Raw genomic sequence first — 17,482 nt, 5'->3', positions numbered from 1 at the left:
GGCGGTTCAATCAAGCCTCTGCATTTTCAACAATGGATAGGCTGGAATAATTGCGGATGCTCACTAGTTTGAACTTAAACAATCGATGGGACATAGTGTGAGCATCCAGCTTTTCGAATTGAGTGGGAAACGCGCCCTCATCACCGGCTCATCCCAAGGTATTGGTTTTGCCCTTGCCAAAGGTTTGAAGGATGCCGGTGCGGACATCGTTCTTAACGGACGAGATGAAGCGAAATTAAAGGCAGCCGCTGCTGAATTGGGCGGCGTCGCAATCCTTCCATTCGATGTGACAGATCATCAGGCTGCTCGCGATGCCATTGACGCATTCGAAGCGCAGACAGGTGCGCTGGATATTCTGGTCAATAACGCCGGAATGCAGCACCGTGGGCCGTTGGAAGAGTTTCCTGCAGATGCTTTCGAGCGGTTGATGAGGACCAATATCTCATCCGTTTTCAATGTTGGACAGGCTGTGGCGCGGCACATGATCAAGCGTGGGCGAGGTAAGATCGTCAACATTGCCAGCGTTCAAACCTCGCTCGCCAGACCCGGCATCGCGCCCTACACAGCGACAAAGGGCGCAGTTGCAAACCTTACCAAGGGCATGGCGACCGACTGGGCCAAATATGGACTGCAATGCAATGCCATCGCGCCTGGCTACTTCGAGACCCCACTGAATGCCGCCTTGATGGCTGATCCGCAATTTTCAGCCTGGCTCGAAAAGCGCACGCCTGCCGGTCGCTGGGGCAAGGTGGACGAACTCGTGGGAGCCTGCATTTTCCTGGCTTCCAACGCATCCTCATTTGTGAATGGACACGTACTTTATGTCGATGGCGGAATCACAGTCTCTCTCTAAAGCGCCTCGGCGCATGGTTCTCATGGGCGTGGCAGGCTCTGGGAAGTCCACGGTGGGCGAAGCGCTGGCGGAGCGTCTGGATGCCACATATTATGACGGCGACGATCTGCACCCGCAGGCCAATATCGAAAAGATGAGCCGCGGCGAGCCTCTGACGGATGAGGATCGCTGGCCATGGCTGACCAAGGTAGGGGAGCGTCTCGGTGAAGCTGATGGTACGCTGATCATCGGCTGCTCTGCGCTAAAGCGCGTCTACCGGGATCATATTCGTGAGAAGGCTGGAGCAACCGTTATCTTCATTCATCTTGCTGGAAGCCGCGCGGTGATTGAAGGCCGCATGGGTGCTCGCACTGGTCACTTCATGCCGACATCGCTGCTCGACAGCCAGTTCGCCACCTTGGAGGTGCCGAGCGCCGATGAACACGCTGTGACTGTTGATATCGACCAGCCGCTCGACGATGTCGTGACTGACATCGTCGAAAAGCTCAAGGTCTACCACGTTTGATCGTGACGAGAGCTCACGCGGCTTTCGGGAAAAAAATGGCACGGCTTGGATCGAAGCCATAGAACGGCGAATATTCATCGGCGTCCCTTGCCAGCTGCGAAACGCTGCGCAGAATGAAATCGACCTTTTCGTCGCTCAGCAGCACGGAAAGATTGAGCCGCACGAAGCCGGGTTTTTCCATCTCTTCGCCGGCCAAAATAGCCGCGCGAAGCCGGGCGGATTGCTCCTCGCTTATGTTCAGCAGGCGATGAACGTAGGGGCCAGCACAAGCACATCCGCCCCGCGCCTGAATGCCGAAGCGATCGCTCAACATGCGTGTTGCAAGCTGCTGATGCACATAGCCTCCGTGGCCGTCCCGCACACGGAAAGAGAAGATCGGTAGGCGCGGCATATCCAGATTGCCAAGAAGCTCGATCATCGGATCGTTCTTCCACGCAGCATATGCGCGTTGAACCAACTCCGCATTGCGAGCCGCCATTTGCTCTGAACCGATCGCTTCCTTGACGATAAAGGCAAGTGCGGCACGGATATCCCCCACCACGTTCGGCGTTCCGGCTTCCTCTCTTGCCTCCAGGCTTTCTGCGTAGTCATGTCCTTGCGAGGAAACGAAACGAACGGTGCCGCCGCCTGGCCAAGTGGGCAGGTTACTCTCAGCGGCATCGCGCCGGACGACGAGAATGCCCGAAGCTCCCGGTCCTCCAATAAACTTGTGCGGCGAGACGATGATCGCGTCGATTTCTGCATCCTGCTGCGGCACCATTGAGATGGGCAGATAGGGCCCCGCGCCAGCATAATCCCAGATCATCAGCGCGCCTGCGTCTTTCACAATCCGTGTGAGCCCTGCTATATCCGCAACAATGCCTGTGACATTGGATGCAGCAGAGAAGCTGCAGATAATTTTCTCATATCCGTTTGCCTGCTCCAAATGATCATTCAGGTGCTGAGGATCGGGTCCACCATTTGGCCCTTCTGGCAATTCGATAATGTCTGCACCGCATTCGCGCCAAGGCAGAATGTTGGAGTGATGTTCATAAGGGCCAAGGATCACGAGCGTCCGCTTTTTCTCAGCGCCGAAGAGGCGAACCAGACGATTGATGCCAGCCGTTGCGCCCGAACCAGCGAAGATCACCGCATGGCGCGAATCGGCTCCGCATATCTTGCCAATCCTTGCGCGCGCTTCACGACGAAGGCGGGTCATCATGCCACCGCAGTAAGAGGCTTCCGTGTGGCTGTTTGCATAAAAGGGCAGCACCTCTTCCAGAATGAATTGTTCAATCTGCATCAGCGCGCGGCCTGAAGCCACATAATCGGCATAGACCAGCGGCTTCTTCCCGAAAGGCCCGTCGATCTCGGCATGTCGGCCTACCAAGCCTTCTGCAAGTTCTGCCCTAATGTTGGCAGTTGCCAGTGTCTGCTCGAAAGCGGCTAAAAGGCCGGTGGGTTTCGAACTCTGCTGCTCGTTCATGTTGTTCCCTTATGATTTTTTTGCTTGAGCAGATGATAGATGTTGCCATGGTGAGGTTTCCTTACCTAAATGGTGGGAAATTTCTCAAAGTGTGTGTCAAATGACCCAAGATTCTGTAAAAATCGACACAATTGATCGACGCATTCTCACTTGCCTGCAAATCAACGGTAGTCTTTCGCAAAGAGAGCTTGCAGAGCAGGTAGGGCTTTCACAAAATGCTTGTTGGCGACGGCTGCAGCGATTGCAGGAAAGCGGTATTATCACTGGCTCACAAGCGGCGGTGGATCTACCAGCCGTCGGGTTGGATCTCACCGTATTCGTGATGATCAGGACGCGGCATCATTCAAAGGAATGGTCCGAGGACTTTCGCAAGCATGTCGAGAAATTGCCTGAGGTGGTGGATTTTTACCGGATTGGCGGTGATTGGGATTATCTCCTCAAGGTCGTCACCCGAGGTATGCGGGGCTACGATGCTTTTTACCAAAAGCTGATCACCGACTTTGACTTCTCGACCGTGACGGGCTTTTTCTCGATGGAAGCCATTTTGCAGAACCGGCCAACAGATTTAACGAAGCTCTGACAGAGTTCACCGAAATGTGAAATCGGAGCGCAAGAGGCAGGTCGCGCGGCAATTGCCCTGTGTTACAGTTCGAAGACTGAATGCTTGTGAGGATCGCCATGCTTGCCACACTTGCAGTTCTAATAGGTCTTTCCACTCTTCAAGCGCTTGCCTCAACCAAGGCGGGCAACGAGGTGGACGTTGAGCTTGCGCTTGCCGTGGATACCTCGCGCTCCATGGATTACGAGGAGATGCTCATACAGCGGCAGGGTTATGTTGCCGCTCTCCAACATCCCGATTTTCTCAATGCAGTGCGCTCTGGCCTGATAGGCCGCATTGCCATCAGCTATTACGAATGGGCAGGCGAGGTCGACCCTGCCTCTTTTCTCGATTGGCAGATTGTTGAAAACGAGGCGGATGCCAAGGCATTTGCTGCCAAGCTTGCGGCACGCCCTATCATAACCCAACGCCGAACCTCGATCTCCGCTGCGATCCTGTTTGGCACCGACAGTATTTTGCACAATAGCTTCGAGGGTCTTCGTAAAGTCATCGATGTGTCAGGCGATGGACCGAACAATCTTGGTACGCCTGTGGAGCCAGCGCGAGACATGGCGGTTGCATCCGGCATCATCATTAATGGCTTGGCTTTGACCATCCGTCCGTCTGGCACGAGTGGCGGGTTGGATAAATACTATAAGGACTGCGTGAGCGGAGGCCCGGGCTCATTCGTTTTGCCCGTCCGCCAAATAGAGGATTTCGAGGTTGCGGTTCGCCGCAAGCTTATCATGGAAGTCAGCGGGGTGAAGCCGTCTCCGACGATCGAGAAAGTAGCGTCAGAGCCTAAGTCGGATTGCTTGATTGGTGAAAACCAATGGCGTGAATTCTTCGATCGTTAGGGCTCTGTATAGCCAGATGGCGCAATAGTGAGCGTCCCGGCGGCGGGATCGTTGCGGAAATAAAGCGTACCGTCACTTTTCGATTGGCCTGGAGCGTAATCGAACGTTACCTCTGCCTCTTCAGGCTCCGTTCCCGGCTGTGACACCGTGCCAACAACGCGAACTGCAGCGGCCGTCGTTGGCCCCTCATTTACCAGCGAGAAATCGGCTCTATAAAGTTCACCAGTCCTTTCGATGTGATTGACGGTGACGGACAGCTTTGGTGGAGCATCATCCTCAGTGACAGCCTCGGTTGCAAGCCAGCCGATCAGCGCAATAACGAGAATGGCAGAGACAAGCCCTGTGGTCCACTCGATCCATGCTGGATCTCGGCTTTCGGTATGCGTCTTGTCTCGGCGGTTCGTGATCGTCATTCCACCACCTTACAATATCAAACGCGCCGCGGCGGCACCGATGGCGCCGGGAAAATTTAGCACGATCATGAACATCATAGCCTGAGTAAAGGAGACATCATCCAGCCGCCCAAAGGTCCACAATACATAGAGGCTGATGATGGAGGTGACCACGTAACCTGGCAGAGTGAAGCGAACCAGCGCGTGCCACATTGGCATGTTGGGTGTGAGCTGATGTGTGCCGCGAAAGGCCACCGCATAAACGAAGGCATGCATGAGCATGATGGAAAGCACGACCACGGTAAGGCTGTGCCAAAAGCTCATCTTGAAGGAGATTGCGATAATCTCTTCCGTCGGCGCGATGTTCAGGTTGAGAAAGAGAGCGCCGACAGCCATGAGGAAAAGCTCCCCTCCATAACCCGTCGAAAGTTCTTCGGACGCGTCGTCGTCATCATCGTCTTCCTGCTGGCCGCCTAACTGGCTGCGACCCAACATGGCCCCCAGGCTTGCAGGCACAGCTTGAATCGCAATTTTTCCCAGCAATTCACGTGGAGACTGGTCAACCGCCAGTACGCCAAGGACAAGAAGAATGATAGCGCTCGTTAAAATCCCCAGCGCATAGGCAATGAAGGCATCCCGCACAGCCTCCTTCCATGTCGAAGTGTGTTCAAACCCAATTCGATGGGCCACAACTATCAGCATAGGCAGATTAAGAAGCATGAGAAGCAAGAGCCGTCCCCGCTCCATGTAGAACCCCAGGAACCAAAGCTCCATGGTCATCAGCATCGGTATGCCGAAAATAAGCGCTCCAGCAGAACCGCGCAGAAGCCCAACCACAAATTCTCGATTTTGCTTCTGCTGTTGATCAGCGCTGGCTTCAATCGTGACCATGATATCCCAGCGGGGCGGGTTCCACTGCATAATGTCTGCTGCACCGCTCCAAGAGGTAGACTTCCCGTTCGGGATGTTCGACTATTTTGAAGCCGGATGTTCGCAACATTGCCTCCATGGCAGCGGTATTGGGTATGAACCAATTGGTGGGGTCAGAGGCATATCTTTCCTCTACGAAGAAAAGTTTAGGGTAGTCTGGTCGATCGAAAAGAGCCCACTCGGAAAAATCGTAGTTCTCCGCAAGCTGAGGCGTCCGTTCGTCTCCTCGTTGAAGACATTGGAACAGCATTCGTTCGCCTACGACATGTTCCCAAAGGAGATCGAGAGCCAGAAGAGGATGGCGTAGATGATAGAGCACGCCCATGAAGATCACGAGGTCGAACCGCTCTTTCAATGCGGGCATCTCGTAAACCGACATTTTCCTGAACTCGACATCCAGGCCGTTCTGCTCTGCCGCGAACCGGGCTTGGGACAGATACCGATCATCGGTATCGATACCAAGTACCCGCCCAGCATTGCGCCTTTTCATTTCGAAGGAATAGAAACCCGCATTGCACCCCACGTCCAGAACGCTCTTTCCTTGCAAATCCTCTGGAATCACATGGGCAAATCCCTTCCACTTGAAGGCGGGATAATCACCCAGAAAGTGGTCCGGTGCCGTTTCGACGCCACCGATGACCATGTTTTGAAACCACGGGCCAAGTTCCGCTATGCGGCCTCTAATTCCTGCTGAATCACGATGCCCTTGGTCCATCAGGATGCTCCGGCTGCCACGCCATTCATGCCTCTTTTAGCCGTCTGTGGGGTTGGCTTGGTGCGCTGAGGTTTATGTGGCGCAATCGTGCTGGCAAAAAAATCGATGGTCTGACGCAATCCCTCCGCCAGTGGAACCTTTGGCTCCCAGCCCAGAACCGCCTGTGCACGAGAGATGTCTGGTCTGCGACGTTGTGGGTCATCCTTCGGCAGTGGCTTGTAAACGAGTTCCGACCGCGTCGGCACCATGGCCAGAACCATTTCAGCGAGCTCGTTGATGGTGAACTCGCCCGGATTGCCGATATTGACCGGTACGCCAGGATTGGGAGTGACCTCCATCAGCTTGATGAGGCCTGAGACCAGATCGCTGACAAAGCAGAACGAGCGCGTTTGCTCGCCCGTGCCGTAGATTGTAAGAGGTGCACCGCTGAGGGCCTGAACGATCAGATTCGAAACGATGCGGCCATCATCTGGCTGCATCCGAGGGCCATAGGTGTTGAAGATGCGCACGACGCGCGCATCGACACGTTCCGCTCGCAGCATATCGAAGCACAGAGCCTCCGCCGCACGCTTGCCTTCGTCGTAGCAGGCACGAGGTCCGGTGCAATTGACGCTGCCGCGATAATCTTCCTGCTGGGGATGAACCTCCGGATCACCATAGACTTCGCTTGTCGAAGCCTGGAGGAAGGATGCATCGTTTCGCTCCGCCATCGCGAGAAGATTGCCGGTGCCGACTACACAGGTCATCATGGTGTGAACCGGATCGGCTTGGTATTGGGGAGGGGAGGCGGCACATGCCAGATTGTAGATTTCGTCGATCTTCTCGCCGAGATCCTCAACCGAGCAGATATCGCGCTCCACCATTCGGAAAAGCGGATGGTTCATCAGAGGGCGGATATTGTGCTCAGAGCCCGTCAGGTAGTTGTCGACGCAGATGACGCGATGACCCCTGCCGAGCAGGGCATCGCAAAGATGCGAGCCGACAAAGCCAGCTCCTCCCGCCACCAGAACAGTCTTCTTCGTTCCGCGTTCTATCTGCTGCAGCATTGTTGGCTCCTCTTCCTCATGCTGAAATTCTGTGGCGATCTGCCCGTGCCCCTTCGGCCTGGCGTTGATCGATTTTGGCATTGTCGGTAACCAGTTCCCTGGCGCGGGCGTCGCCCGTGTGATGCTGAAGCACAATGGACCTTGCTACTGTGGCCATAGCTGCCCGCTGCATATCTGTGAGATCGGTCAGTGCCGAGACGACATCTTCGGTCGTGCGGGCAATCGTTATAGCTTCACCGTCCGGCAGCAGATCGCTCAAGCCATCCCAGGCATCGCTGATGATGGGAGTTCCACACGCTGCCGCCTCAAACAGCCGTACGCTCGGAGACCAGCCGGCGGCGATCATATCGGCGCGCGTTACATTGAGTGTGAAGCGTTGCCGGCTGTAAAAGCTTGGATGTTCTGCCGGTCCGACATGTTCAAGCCGCTCGACATTCGCGGGCCAGTCAATCGTGTCGGGATATTGCGGTCCAGCAACCACGAACCGCAAATGCGGCAGCCTTCTCGCCGGTTCGAGTAGCAGGCGTTCCAGTGTCGGTTGCCTGTCGTCGCTATAGGTGCCGAGATAGCCAAGATCCCACTGTTTCGCTTCTCCTGTCGGCTGATACCGATTGGCATCGACGGAGCAAAAAAGCGGAAAACTCAGAGGGACCCCATATTCCTGCCTCAGATGTTCAAGCGTGGGTCCCCCGGTGAAGGAGAAGTAGGCATCGAAACTGCGGATCTGCCGAGCAGCGAGATATTCCTCATCCCCCCGTTTCAGCTTGGCAAGCGTGACTGGGGTGTCGATGTCGTAGAAGCAGAGCCTCTTCAATGCGACTTTATTCAAAGCGTCTATGAGTTTGACGCCCTCCGGTACATAGGAGCCGACAATGACGGCATCCGCCTGGGTGAGCCGGTCTTGGTACTGGGTCAGCACATCGTCAATGCTATTGTAGTAGGCGAGTTCGCAAAAATCGGGGTTTTGAAGATCGCGGCTGTTTGCGTACCAAGGCACATCCCGTTCCAGAAAGAGTACATGATGCCCCTCGGCTTTGAGCCCGCGAAGCAAGGCACGGAATGTCGTTGCATGGCCATTACCCCAGGATGAGGAGAGCGTAAGGCCCAGGATGACGATATTGAGTGGTCGCTGCATCATTCTGCCGCCTCCCGCTTTTCGGCATGGTTGCGAAAAATGAGGTCGGCCTCTGCCGCGCGGTGATCATAGGTATGTTCTGCCAGCACGCGGGCTAGCGCTCGCTGGCCGATCTCGCGTGCACGCGCTCGCGTCAGAGTATTCATAATGTCCGCAACATCTTGTCCGTCCCGCGCGACGAGCACTTCCTCATCCGGCTTTAGGAAGAGGTCGATCCCTTCCCAGAAATCGGTGATCAGGCATGCGCCCGCGCCTGCGGCTTCGAAGACGCGTGTGGCCGGCGAAAAGCCGTTGGAAGCCATGCTTTCACGAGAGATGTTCAAGACGGCCTTTGGCGTGCAGTTGAAGGCATTGTGGTCGCGGGTCGACACATGCCCGATCCGCCGGATGTTGGCGGCCATGGCCTTATCTTCCCAGCCAGATCCCCCCAGCATGAACTGCTGGCTTCCCGCTTGCGCCGCAGGCTGGAGGAAGAAATGTTCGACACGAGACTCGCGGTCTGGCAGGCGATTACCCAGAAAGCCGAGATCGGCTTGAAATGCCGGATTGGCGGGCACGGGATGATGCGTTTGCGGATCGAGAGCATTGTAAACCGGGATGCAATCGCGTGCGCCGAGCGAGCGATAGGCATTGATCACAGGATCGCCACCGCCATAAGTCAACACGAGGTTGAGCGCAGGCAATGCCTGGCGGAGATGATGTTCAGGCGCGGAGCGGATTTCCGCAAGTGTTGCGGGAGCATCGACATCCCAGAAGATCTTCAGTGCGTCCGACCGGGCATAGTGCAGAAGCCTGGACAACAGCAGGTTGTCTTCAAAGCCGACACCGCTTGCTTTGACAACAATGTCAGCCTCGGCTGCCTGCCGTGTCACGCTTTCCAGCGCTTCTACCGTACCGTCATAGACCACGACCTTGCACCAGTCCGGCGGATCGATGTCGCGGTTCTTCTGCCGGTCATACACATCCGGCTCGTAGAAGGTGATGTCGTAGCCTTTGGCGCTCAGCGCCCGAAGAAGGCCCCGATAATAGGTGGCGGCACCGTTCCAATAGGCTGATACGAGGCTTGAACCGTAAAATGCAATTTTCATTCCGCGGCCTCCGCAGGCTTGAGGGCGTTACGAACAGGAAGCGAGGCATGTGTTGATAGGATCGACAAAAGCTCGTCGACGCGGTGACGGCAGGTATGGCGTGCCCTGATCGTCTCCAGACCGGATGCAGCCAGTTCCTTTGCGTGCTCGGGCTCGGACAGCAGCTTCGTCATTGCTGTCTTCATGGCATCGCCAGTATTCACCATGAGGAAATCTCGCCCCGGCCGGAAAAGTTGTTCCACATCTCTCCATGGAGCCGAAATCAATGTAATTCCGCAGGCAAGGGCTTCAAACACGCGTATGGTCGGAATACCGGGTAGATGCTCGATGTAAGGACGGCGGGGAATGTGTACGGTCATCTTGTGCTGCGCGAAGGCTTTTGGCGCCTCGGCATTAGCGATCCAACCTCCATAATTGATTCCGGCGTCCTGCAATCTTTGAAGGGCGGTCTCCGGGTAACGAACCCCGCGCACAGTGGCTTCTAGTTTCAGCTCCCTCACGGGATCGACAAGGAACTCGGTAATTTCAGCCGTGCGCTCACCATCGCCCCAATTGCCAATCCAGATGAGGTCACCGGTTTTTTCGACATTCGGCATTGGATGAAATATCGAGTCGTCCGCAGCTTCGTGCCAAGTAAACACCTGACGTCCCCATCCGGCAGAAAGGTAGCGCTCGCGAAGCGTTTCTCCGAAAGCGAGCACAAGGTCGTAACCGCTGAGATCGAGACCTGCGATATCGCCTTCAGCCGAGACCGCACGATGGTGCGTATCGTGGAAAATCAGGGTGAAGGCACCACCATTCAGCCGCGCTTTTCCGATCCTGGCGACCAAAGACGGCTCCGTCCATTCATGGACGATCACGACATCGGCTTTCGTGACAGCTGCCTCGTGATCAAAGGTCTCATCGTAAACGCTGGATTTCAACTCCGGGAAGGAGCGGGCAAACCCCTCCAGCGCTCCCTGGCCTTGATCCTTCAGCAGATTTTCCCGACTCCAGGCATGGGCCGGTTCGAGCGCCTGCGCATCGTGGCCTCGTCTAATGAGATCACGCATGATGCCGCGCAGAAAATGTGCGTTTCCGTGGTTCCAATCGGATAAAAGCGAGTGCGTATAAAAGAGAAACTTCATGATTACTCCGCGGCTGCGGTGACAAAAGGATGGGGGATCAGCTGCTGATACAGCGCATTCATGGCTGCTGCCTGCGCCTGAGATGAGTATCGGCGGGAAGCTGCTTGCGCTTTCGTAGAAAGCTCCAAGCGAAGTATCGGATCGCAGATCAGACGCAAAATTGCATCGCTGAATGCCTGTTCGTCGTGTGGGTTGGCAAAGAGCGCGCAGCCGTCCCAAAGTTCACGATAAACCGGAATATCTGCCAGCACGAGCGCACACCGCATGCGTGCTGCTTCCAGCGTCGCCAGTCCGAAAGGTTCGTAAAGCGATGGTGAAACGAAAATGGCAGCATTCTCCATCAAGGCTAGCGTTGAGGGGTAATCAAGCTCACCCAAATGCTGCGCATGCTGGAGGGTCACTCTGTTGCCGTTTGGGCTGGATGCCGGCCCCGCCATGCGCAAAGGCCAAGCCTGTTGATTGGCTACCCTATCAAGTAGGGTGCCGTTTTTCCCATCATCCCACCAGCGTGCAGCGGCAAAAACGAACTCCTCTTTTGGTGGGAATTGCTCCGCGAGCGGGCTGGCGTTGTGAATAACCTGGACGTCGAGAGCCCTTCCGTAGGCTTGCTGGAGAAGCGCTGCAAATCCACGGCTTGGGGCTACCACAGCATCGGAGCGCTCAAAGCCTTGCCAGTTGATGTCCCTCTGCCATGCCCAATCTTGCGGCACGGCGTGACCGCGAACAGCTGCAAACCACGTGACGACACAGGAGTGAGCAACAGTGAGAACGGGTATCGAAATCTCAAGGTTTGCCGCTTGCGAGGGAAGGTTGAGATGGACGAGATCGACACCCTCATCCGCCGCCGCCTGAGCAATGGCCGGTGAGACCCGATCAAGCTGGCTGCGGTCACTCACCAACCAATCGAGAGGCGCATCACTCCACAGCAGCTTACCAATCTGCTCAACCTCTTGCCGTTTTCTTTCGTCAGGAGCCGGCCCAAAGCCCAAGAAAACGGTTTCCGTGCCAAGCGACTTCAAAGCGCTGGCAAGATCCATCGCGTAGCGCCAGACACCGCCGACTGCGTCTACCGTCATCAAGATTTTCCGGCACTGTGTTGGCAGCATCATGCGCTAGCCCTCGCACCGGCTGCCTGCGAAAGGTTTCGCCCGAACCGATGTTCCAGCAGCCAATCCGAAAGGTGGTTCAGCCCGCTCTTCCAGCGAATTCGCGGCTGCCACCCCAGTCGTTCCTGAAGATTTCGCGTATCCGCGACAAAATAGAATTGATCTCCTGCGCGCCATTCCCCGAACGACAGATCGATCTTTTGGCCTGTGAGCCTCTCAATCTCACGAAGAACCTGAAGAATGCTGACGCAATTTTCCGGTCCGCCGCCGAGATTGAACACTTTACCGCGCACATTGGCGATATTGGCGTGAACCGTGCGGTAGGCAGCGACGGCATCATCCACATGCAGGATATCGCGAACCTGCTTTCCGTCACCATAAACGCTGATTGGTTGCCCGGACAAAGCACGGATGAGAAAATGCGCAACCCAGCCCTGATCTTCAGTGCCGAACTGTCTTGGTCCGTAAATGCAGCTCATGCGAAGAACGGCGGTGGGAATGTCGAAGGACTTCGCGTAATCCAGCACATATTGATCGGCCACGCCTTTTGAACAGCCATAGGGCGTGCAAAAATCGAGAGGCCTGCTTTCGCCAATGCCATGTTCGCGAACATGCAGATCTGCAGGCACGTAGCGATCATCGCCAGCAATCATCTCCAGGTCGTCCAGCGCGCCATAAACTTTGTTGGTGCTGGCAAAAATCACCGGTGCCTTGTGGCGCGCCTTCCGCACAGCTTCCAGCACATTGATTGTGCCGCGCGCATTGGCTTCGAAATCATCCAGAGGCGAGGAGAGACTGGTCGTTACGGCTGTCTGTGCAGCCAGATGAAAGACTGCTTTGGCATCCTTGAAAGCATCTTCGATGCCCCGCAGGTCGCGCACATCAGCCAGCACAGGGTGCACCCGGTTCTTATGTCGCTCTGTAAGCCACGCCAGGTTCTGGTCGACGCCGGGACGGCTTAAATTGTCGAGAATAATGACATCCTCGCCATCGGCCAGATAGCTTTCCGCCAAATTACTGCCAATAAAGCCGCTGCCGCCTGTAATGACGATGGGTGCTGCTCCCGTCGCCACGTGCGGTACAGCAAGACGTGTCACCTGTGCCAAGCGCTCGACCCCGCCTTCCAGCAATAGGCGAGCCAGCAATTTCGGCTGGTTGTCGTGCGTGACAGCTCCGAGATGATAATGGCGCGGATCGAACCAATAACCTTCCTGCACCGCGACATTCGGCGGTACATCGGCCCAGGAATACCAGAACATCCTGTCGGCTGGCACCTGGAGCGCCTTCATGAAACGGCGCGCCTGCTCCATTTCATCGCTTCGCCATGTAGAATAGCCGGTTTCGGTAATCCAGATTTCGGCAGCAGGGTTGTGTCGGTTGATGATGCTGCGCATCTCGCCAAGATGCATATCCCAACCGCCCCAGGAGCCTTCTTCGCTATCCCAGGTGCCGGGGAAACCATGGAAACCGACAGCATCGACAACCGATAGAATACCGCGCTCACCCATCTGATCCAGCCAGAGCGGATCAAAAGGGCAAGGGCCGCCCAACACAGGGCTCCAGCCCCGATGCTTGGCCCAATAGGCTGCTCCACCGATCATTTCACAGAACAGGTTGAACTCCGGATCTTCCCGCCAATCCCAATCCAGAAGGTTGTTGGGTTCGTTCCAAAGCTCGATGGAGCGAAAATGCTTGCCATAGCGGCTGAGTATGTGATCGACGAAATCCGCGTAATCTTTCAGAACGACAGGCGCACCATTGCTGCGTCCCGTGCGCGAGAGAGAGGGCGGCGTGTAATGGATGCAAGGCAGAAGGTCGATTTCCGCACCGAGCTTCGGGATCAGCCAGTCGAACCATTCCTCACCGCCCGGTGCCAGATATTCCGCCCAGGACAAATGCGTTCGCAAATAGCTGGCCCCACTGGCCAGAATGTCCGGAAAAATGCGCTCCGTACGCTCGAACTCACCCGGTCGAAACCACTCCACAAATCCGAACTGTTTTTCTGATGCCGTATTATTCTGCATCATGAAACCAAGCCCCGCTGCTCCAACTCAGCCCGCATCTGTGCGCCCCGGTCTACAGCCCCTACGCCGCGTACCCAGTCTGCAAGTTCGCCGAGCATGTCTTCCAGCCTGTACTGTGGCTCAAAGCCCAGCAATTCATGTGCTTTGGAGATGTCGGCAAAGCAGTTGCGAATATCGCCGGATCGCGACTTGTTCAGGATATCTGGTCCAAGCTCAGGAGAGCCCATTGCATCGGCCAGGAGAGAGGCGACCTGCGCGACGGAATAGGATTGGCCACTGCCGATATTGATGACATGACCTGCGGCGTTGGCTTTTTCGAGAGCCAGACGAAAACCTCGCGCTACATCACGCACATGCACGAAATCGCGACGCTGCTCTCCGTCCTCGAAAATCATGGGACGTTCGCGGTTTGCGATGCGCGAGGCAAAATTCGCCAATACGCCTGTATAAGGGTTGGACAGTGCTTGTCCGGGCCCGAAAACATTGAAGAGGCGCAGGGCCACTGCATCAATGCCATAGGCTTCGCCGAAGATGAGAACGGACTTTTCTTGCTGATATTTCGTTAGCGCATAGATGGAGGCGAGATCGACTGGCTTTTCCTCATCCGTTGGCTCGGGCGTAAGGCTTTCTCCGTTCGGCCCCAGCGGCTCCCAATGACCTGCCTTGATACGGTCTGTCTTGCGGCGCACTTGGCCAAGACGGTTGCCATTCTGGTCGCGATACAGGCCCTCGCCATAGACGCTCATGGAAGATGCAACCACGATGCGCTTGATCGGTCTGCCGATCATTGCTTCAAGCAGGACGGCGGTACCGAGATCGTTCGCGCCCACATAGCGGGCAATTTCATACATGGATTGGCCAACGCCCACTTCGGCTGCCAGATGCACCACCATGTCTACGCCTTCGAGTGCTTCTTCCACCTTGGGCTTGTCGCACACATCGGCATGGATAAATTCGACGCCTTGAGGAACGGGCGGAGACGTATCGCCGTGCACCTGCTCGATCAGTGAATCGAGAATGCGGACCTGATAGCCGTGGGAGAGCAATTCCTGCGTGACGTAGCGACCGATAAATCCACAGCCGCCTGTGACGAGTACCTTCTGAACCAAGGGAGTTCACCTGTTCGTTAGAGGGAAGATGAAGCTTTCGACCGGCTGAACAATGGGAAATTGCGATAGTTCCAATTATGAAATTCGCTTTTTTCCTGAGGGTGTTAGCGCCAGCATCTTCCTCAGTGACATCTTGAATGACTTCAAGAATGTCTTCTTCTTCAGGAACTCTGACCCTTCTCTCTGGTTCGCCGTTGCGTGAGATCATGTGATCTTGCGTGAGCAACCAAAAAAGGCGGTGGAATGGATACCTTGGACACGCGAACTAGTCTTATGAAAGCTGCGATCATGACCGGTGCTGGCCGCATCGAAGTGCAGCAATTACCTCTCCCAGAGCCGGGGCCAGGGCAGGTGCGCATAAAGCTGGAAGGCTGTGGGGTCTGCGCTTCCAACCTCGTTCCTTGGTCTGGCCCCGATTGGATGCAATTTCCAACGGAGCCGGGTGGCCTTGGTCATGAAGGTTGGGGTGTGATCGATGCCGTGGGTGCCGAAGTCTCTAATCTCGCAATTGGCGATCGGGTGGCGGCGCTCTCCTATAATGCGTATGCGAGTCACGATATTGCACTGCAGAATGCTGTGGTGAAGCTTCCCCCAGAACTCGATGGAATTCCCTTTCCCGGTGAGCCGCTTGGCTGTGCCATGAATATTTTCAAGCGCGCAGAAATTTCTGCAGACCAGACTGTCGCTATCATTGGTGTAGGGTTTCTGGGCGCGTTGTTAATCCAGCTTGCGAAAGAAGCAGGTGCGCGCGTGATCGCGATTTCGCGACGTCCTTTCTCGCTGGAACTTGCCGGTCGCATGGGGGCCGATGAGATGATCCCGATGGAGGACCACTGGAAGATTATCGAGGAGGTCAGGTCGCTGACCGACGGCCAGTTCTGCGACCGGGTCATCGAGGCTGTTGGAAAACAATGGCCACTTGATTTAGCCGCTGAACTGACGCGAGAAAGAGGCCGCCTTGTCATTGCCGGCTATCATCAGGATGGTCCGCGACAAATCAATATGCAGCTATGGAACTGGCGTGGGCTGGATGTCATCAATGCGCACGAGCGAGACCCAGAGGTTTATGTTCACGGTATCCGGGAAGCCATCTATGCCGTAGCCAGTGGCAGGCTGGACCCTTCAGCGCTCTACACTCACCACTTCGCGATTGAAGATCTAGGCGATGCTCTCAACGCAACCCGCGATCGCCCCGATGGTTTCCTCAAGGCTTTGGTGGTCTACAAATGAACGAAGTGATCAAGCAATCCGAATTGCTAGCTGCATCCCGCCCGGTTCGCCTAGGGTTTCTTGGAGTGGGCTGGATTGGTAGACATCGCATGAATGCCATCCTGCAAACGGGCGTGGCGCAGGCTGCAGCTATCGCGGAGCCTCATCCGGACATGATGGCCGAGGCACTCACGCTAGCACCCAATGCTGTGCAAGTAGCTGATCTAGATGCACTTCTGTCCCTGGATCTGGATGGGGTCGTCATCGCCACACCCAGTGCGCTTCATGCCGAACAATCGATACGCGTCCTGCAAAGCGGCAAGGCGGTGTTTTGCCAAAAGCCTCTTGGTCGTACAGCTGCGGAAGTGTCCGAGGTCATTCAAGCGGCACGTACTGCTGATCGATTACTGGCTGTAGACCTGTCCTATCGTTTCACGGAAGCTCTGCAAAAGGTGAGAGAACAAATCACTGCCGGCACCTTGGGGGAGGTTTTCGCGGTCGATCTCGTTTTTCATAATGCCTATGGGCCGGACAAGCCCTGGTTCTACGATAAGGCACAATCGGGCGGCGGTTGTGTAATGGATCTGGGCGTTCATCTGGTCGATGCCGCACTCTGGTCGCTTGGATTTCCGCCGGTCCTCGAGGTGGAAAGCCATCTGATGAGCGGTGGACTGCCAATTGGTGGCGAGAGCGACAAGATCGAGGATTACGCGGTTGCAACGCTCAAGCTGGAGAGTGGAGCCGTCATTCGCTTGGCTTGTTCATGGCGATTGCCTGCCGGTCAGGATGCTGTGATCTCCGCTGACTTCTATGGCACAGGCGGTGGCGCAAGCATGCGCAATGTTGACGGTTCCTTCTATGATTTTCGCGCTGACCTCTTCCGGGGAACTGCTAGAGAGGAACTGGTTGCTCCTCCAGATGAATGGGGTGGCAGGGCCGCAGCCGACTGGGCAAGGCAGCTCGCCCTCAATCCGTGCTTCGACCCGGATGCGGAACGTCTGGCAGATGTGGCCGAGGTTCTGGATCGGATCTATGGCAGATACACTCCCACCTCACTATCTACTGTGTGAACCAATCAGGCTGTCTTCGCGTTAAGGGCCGGATTAAACACCATTCGAGGTTGCTACTGTGGACGTCATTCGTATTCTTCTTGCTATCCTTGTTCCGCCGCTCGGCGTTTTCCTGCAGGTAGGCCTTGGGCTGCATTTCTGGCTGAACCTGCTTTTGACGATCTGCGGCTATGTGCCGGGCATCATTCACGCGATCTGGGTTATCGTGAAGAAGTAGCGCCAACGCGATTTTGATTAAAGATCAGCTTTTCCC

At 55.8% G+C, this 17,482-nt stretch carries 18 protein-coding genes; 7 read left to right on the top strand and 11 right to left on the bottom strand.

From position 1 onward, the window contains the following. Nucleotides 1-97: 97 nt before the first annotated feature. Nucleotides 98-853 (top strand): SDR family oxidoreductase, encoded by a 756-nt coding sequence (locus AC0JZ1_RS16985; RefSeq protein ID WP_471883631.1) that lies wholly within the window; start codon nucleotides 98-100, stop codon nucleotides 851-853. After that, nucleotides 822-1,358 carry a gluconokinase gene (locus tag AC0JZ1_RS16980; protein ID WP_471883630.1) on the top strand — a complete coding sequence of 179 codons (537 nt, stop codon included), beginning with the start codon at nucleotides 822-824 and terminating at the stop codon, nucleotides 1,356-1,358. Before AC0JZ1_RS16985 ends, AC0JZ1_RS16980 begins: the two co-directional genes overlap by 32 nt. Nucleotides 1,359-1,371: 13 nt before the next feature. On the opposite strand, the gene AC0JZ1_RS16975 is transcribed toward AC0JZ1_RS16980, so the two are convergent. Beyond that, on the bottom strand, nucleotides 1,372-2,823 hold the full coding sequence (locus AC0JZ1_RS16975; protein ID WP_471883629.1) for an aminotransferase class V-fold PLP-dependent enzyme: 1,452 nt from the start codon (nucleotides 2,821-2,823) through the stop codon (nucleotides 1,372-1,374). 100 nt (nucleotides 2,824-2,923) lie between these two features. Here AC0JZ1_RS16975 and AC0JZ1_RS16970 point away from each other — a divergent pair, with 100 nt between their 5' ends. Further along, nucleotides 2,924-3,403, top strand: coding sequence for an Lrp/AsnC family transcriptional regulator (locus AC0JZ1_RS16970; RefSeq protein ID WP_471883718.1), 480 nt, complete (start codon nucleotides 2,924-2,926; stop codon nucleotides 3,401-3,403). 98 nt (nucleotides 3,404-3,501) lie between these two features. Continuing rightward, a complete protein-coding gene (locus tag AC0JZ1_RS16965) occupies nucleotides 3,502-4,278 on the top strand; it encodes a DUF1194 domain-containing protein (RefSeq protein ID WP_471883628.1) in 777 nt (258 codons plus the stop codon). Here AC0JZ1_RS16965 and AC0JZ1_RS16960 read toward each other — a convergent pair. From AC0JZ1_RS16960 to AC0JZ1_RS16915, 10 genes are read right to left on the bottom strand one after another with little or no spacing between them, the layout of a single operon-like run. Then, nucleotides 4,275-4,691: a TIGR02588 family protein gene (locus tag AC0JZ1_RS16960; protein ID WP_471883627.1), complete on the bottom strand. Its 417-nt coding sequence runs from the start codon at nucleotides 4,689-4,691 to the stop codon at nucleotides 4,275-4,277. The genes AC0JZ1_RS16965 and AC0JZ1_RS16960 overlap by 4 nt on opposite strands. Before the next feature lie 9 nt (nucleotides 4,692-4,700). Next, nucleotides 4,701-5,591, bottom strand: coding sequence for a TIGR02587 family membrane protein (locus AC0JZ1_RS16955; RefSeq protein ID WP_471883626.1), 891 nt, complete (start codon nucleotides 5,589-5,591; stop codon nucleotides 4,701-4,703). Beyond that, complete coding sequence (locus AC0JZ1_RS16950) at nucleotides 5,548-6,315, bottom strand: TIGR04290 family methyltransferase (protein ID WP_471883625.1); 768 nt, start codon at nucleotides 6,313-6,315, stop codon at nucleotides 5,548-5,550. Before AC0JZ1_RS16950 ends, AC0JZ1_RS16955 begins: the two co-directional genes overlap by 44 nt. Beyond that, complete coding sequence (locus tag AC0JZ1_RS16945; RefSeq protein ID WP_471883624.1) at nucleotides 6,315-7,361, bottom strand: UDP-glucuronic acid decarboxylase family protein; 1,047 nt, start codon at nucleotides 7,359-7,361, stop codon at nucleotides 6,315-6,317. Before AC0JZ1_RS16945 ends, AC0JZ1_RS16950 begins: the two co-directional genes overlap by 1 nt. Before the next feature lie 16 nt (nucleotides 7,362-7,377). Further along, entirely contained in the window at nucleotides 7,378-8,496 is a 1,119-nt protein-coding gene (locus tag AC0JZ1_RS16940; protein ID WP_471883717.1) for a CgeB family protein, read from the bottom strand. Further along, nucleotides 8,496-9,584, bottom strand: a complete 1,089-nt coding sequence (locus tag AC0JZ1_RS16935; protein WP_471883623.1) for a CgeB family protein — start codon at nucleotides 9,582-9,584, stop codon at nucleotides 8,496-8,498. The genes AC0JZ1_RS16940 and AC0JZ1_RS16935 overlap by 1 nt, the downstream gene beginning before the upstream one ends. After that, on the bottom strand, nucleotides 9,581-10,711 hold the full coding sequence (locus AC0JZ1_RS16930) for a CgeB family protein (RefSeq protein ID WP_471883622.1): 1,131 nt from the start codon (nucleotides 10,709-10,711) through the stop codon (nucleotides 9,581-9,583). The genes AC0JZ1_RS16935 and AC0JZ1_RS16930 overlap by 4 nt, the downstream gene beginning before the upstream one ends. Nucleotides 10,712-10,713: 2 nt before the next feature. Next, nucleotides 10,714-11,787, bottom strand: a complete 1,074-nt coding sequence (locus tag AC0JZ1_RS16925; RefSeq protein WP_471883621.1) for a glycosyltransferase family 4 protein — start codon at nucleotides 11,785-11,787, stop codon at nucleotides 10,714-10,716. Between the two features lie 29 nt (nucleotides 11,788-11,816). Continuing rightward, nucleotides 11,817-13,844, bottom strand: a complete 2,028-nt coding sequence (locus AC0JZ1_RS16920; RefSeq protein ID WP_471883620.1) for an NAD-dependent epimerase/dehydratase family protein — start codon at nucleotides 13,842-13,844, stop codon at nucleotides 11,817-11,819. Beyond that, entirely contained in the window at nucleotides 13,841-14,950 is a 1,110-nt protein-coding gene (locus tag AC0JZ1_RS16915; RefSeq protein WP_471883619.1) for an NAD-dependent epimerase/dehydratase family protein, read from the bottom strand. Before AC0JZ1_RS16915 ends, AC0JZ1_RS16920 begins: the two co-directional genes overlap by 4 nt. 243 nt (nucleotides 14,951-15,193) lie before the next feature. On the opposite strand from AC0JZ1_RS16915, the gene AC0JZ1_RS16910 reads away from it, so the two are divergent. The 3 genes from AC0JZ1_RS16910 to AC0JZ1_RS16900 are packed head-to-tail and all read left to right on the top strand — an operon-like array spanning nucleotide 15,194 to nucleotide 17,446. Next, nucleotides 15,194-16,180: an MDR/zinc-dependent alcohol dehydrogenase-like family protein gene (locus tag AC0JZ1_RS16910; RefSeq protein WP_471883618.1), complete on the top strand. Its 987-nt coding sequence runs from the start codon at nucleotides 15,194-15,196 to the stop codon at nucleotides 16,178-16,180. Further along, a complete protein-coding gene (locus tag AC0JZ1_RS16905) occupies nucleotides 16,177-17,229 on the top strand; it encodes a Gfo/Idh/MocA family protein (RefSeq protein WP_471883617.1) in 1,053 nt (350 codons plus the stop codon). Before AC0JZ1_RS16910 ends, AC0JZ1_RS16905 begins: the two co-directional genes overlap by 4 nt. Nucleotides 17,230-17,287: 58 nt before the next feature. After that, nucleotides 17,288-17,446 (top strand): YqaE/Pmp3 family membrane protein, encoded by a 159-nt coding sequence (locus AC0JZ1_RS16900; RefSeq protein WP_471883616.1) that lies wholly within the window; start codon nucleotides 17,288-17,290, stop codon nucleotides 17,444-17,446. Nucleotides 17,447-17,482: the final 36 nt, after the last annotated feature.

Source organism: Affinirhizobium capsici (assembly GCF_977018625.1).
The sequence above is the reverse complement of the archived record's forward strand: the minus strand, read 5'-3'. Positions and strand labels throughout refer to the sequence as shown.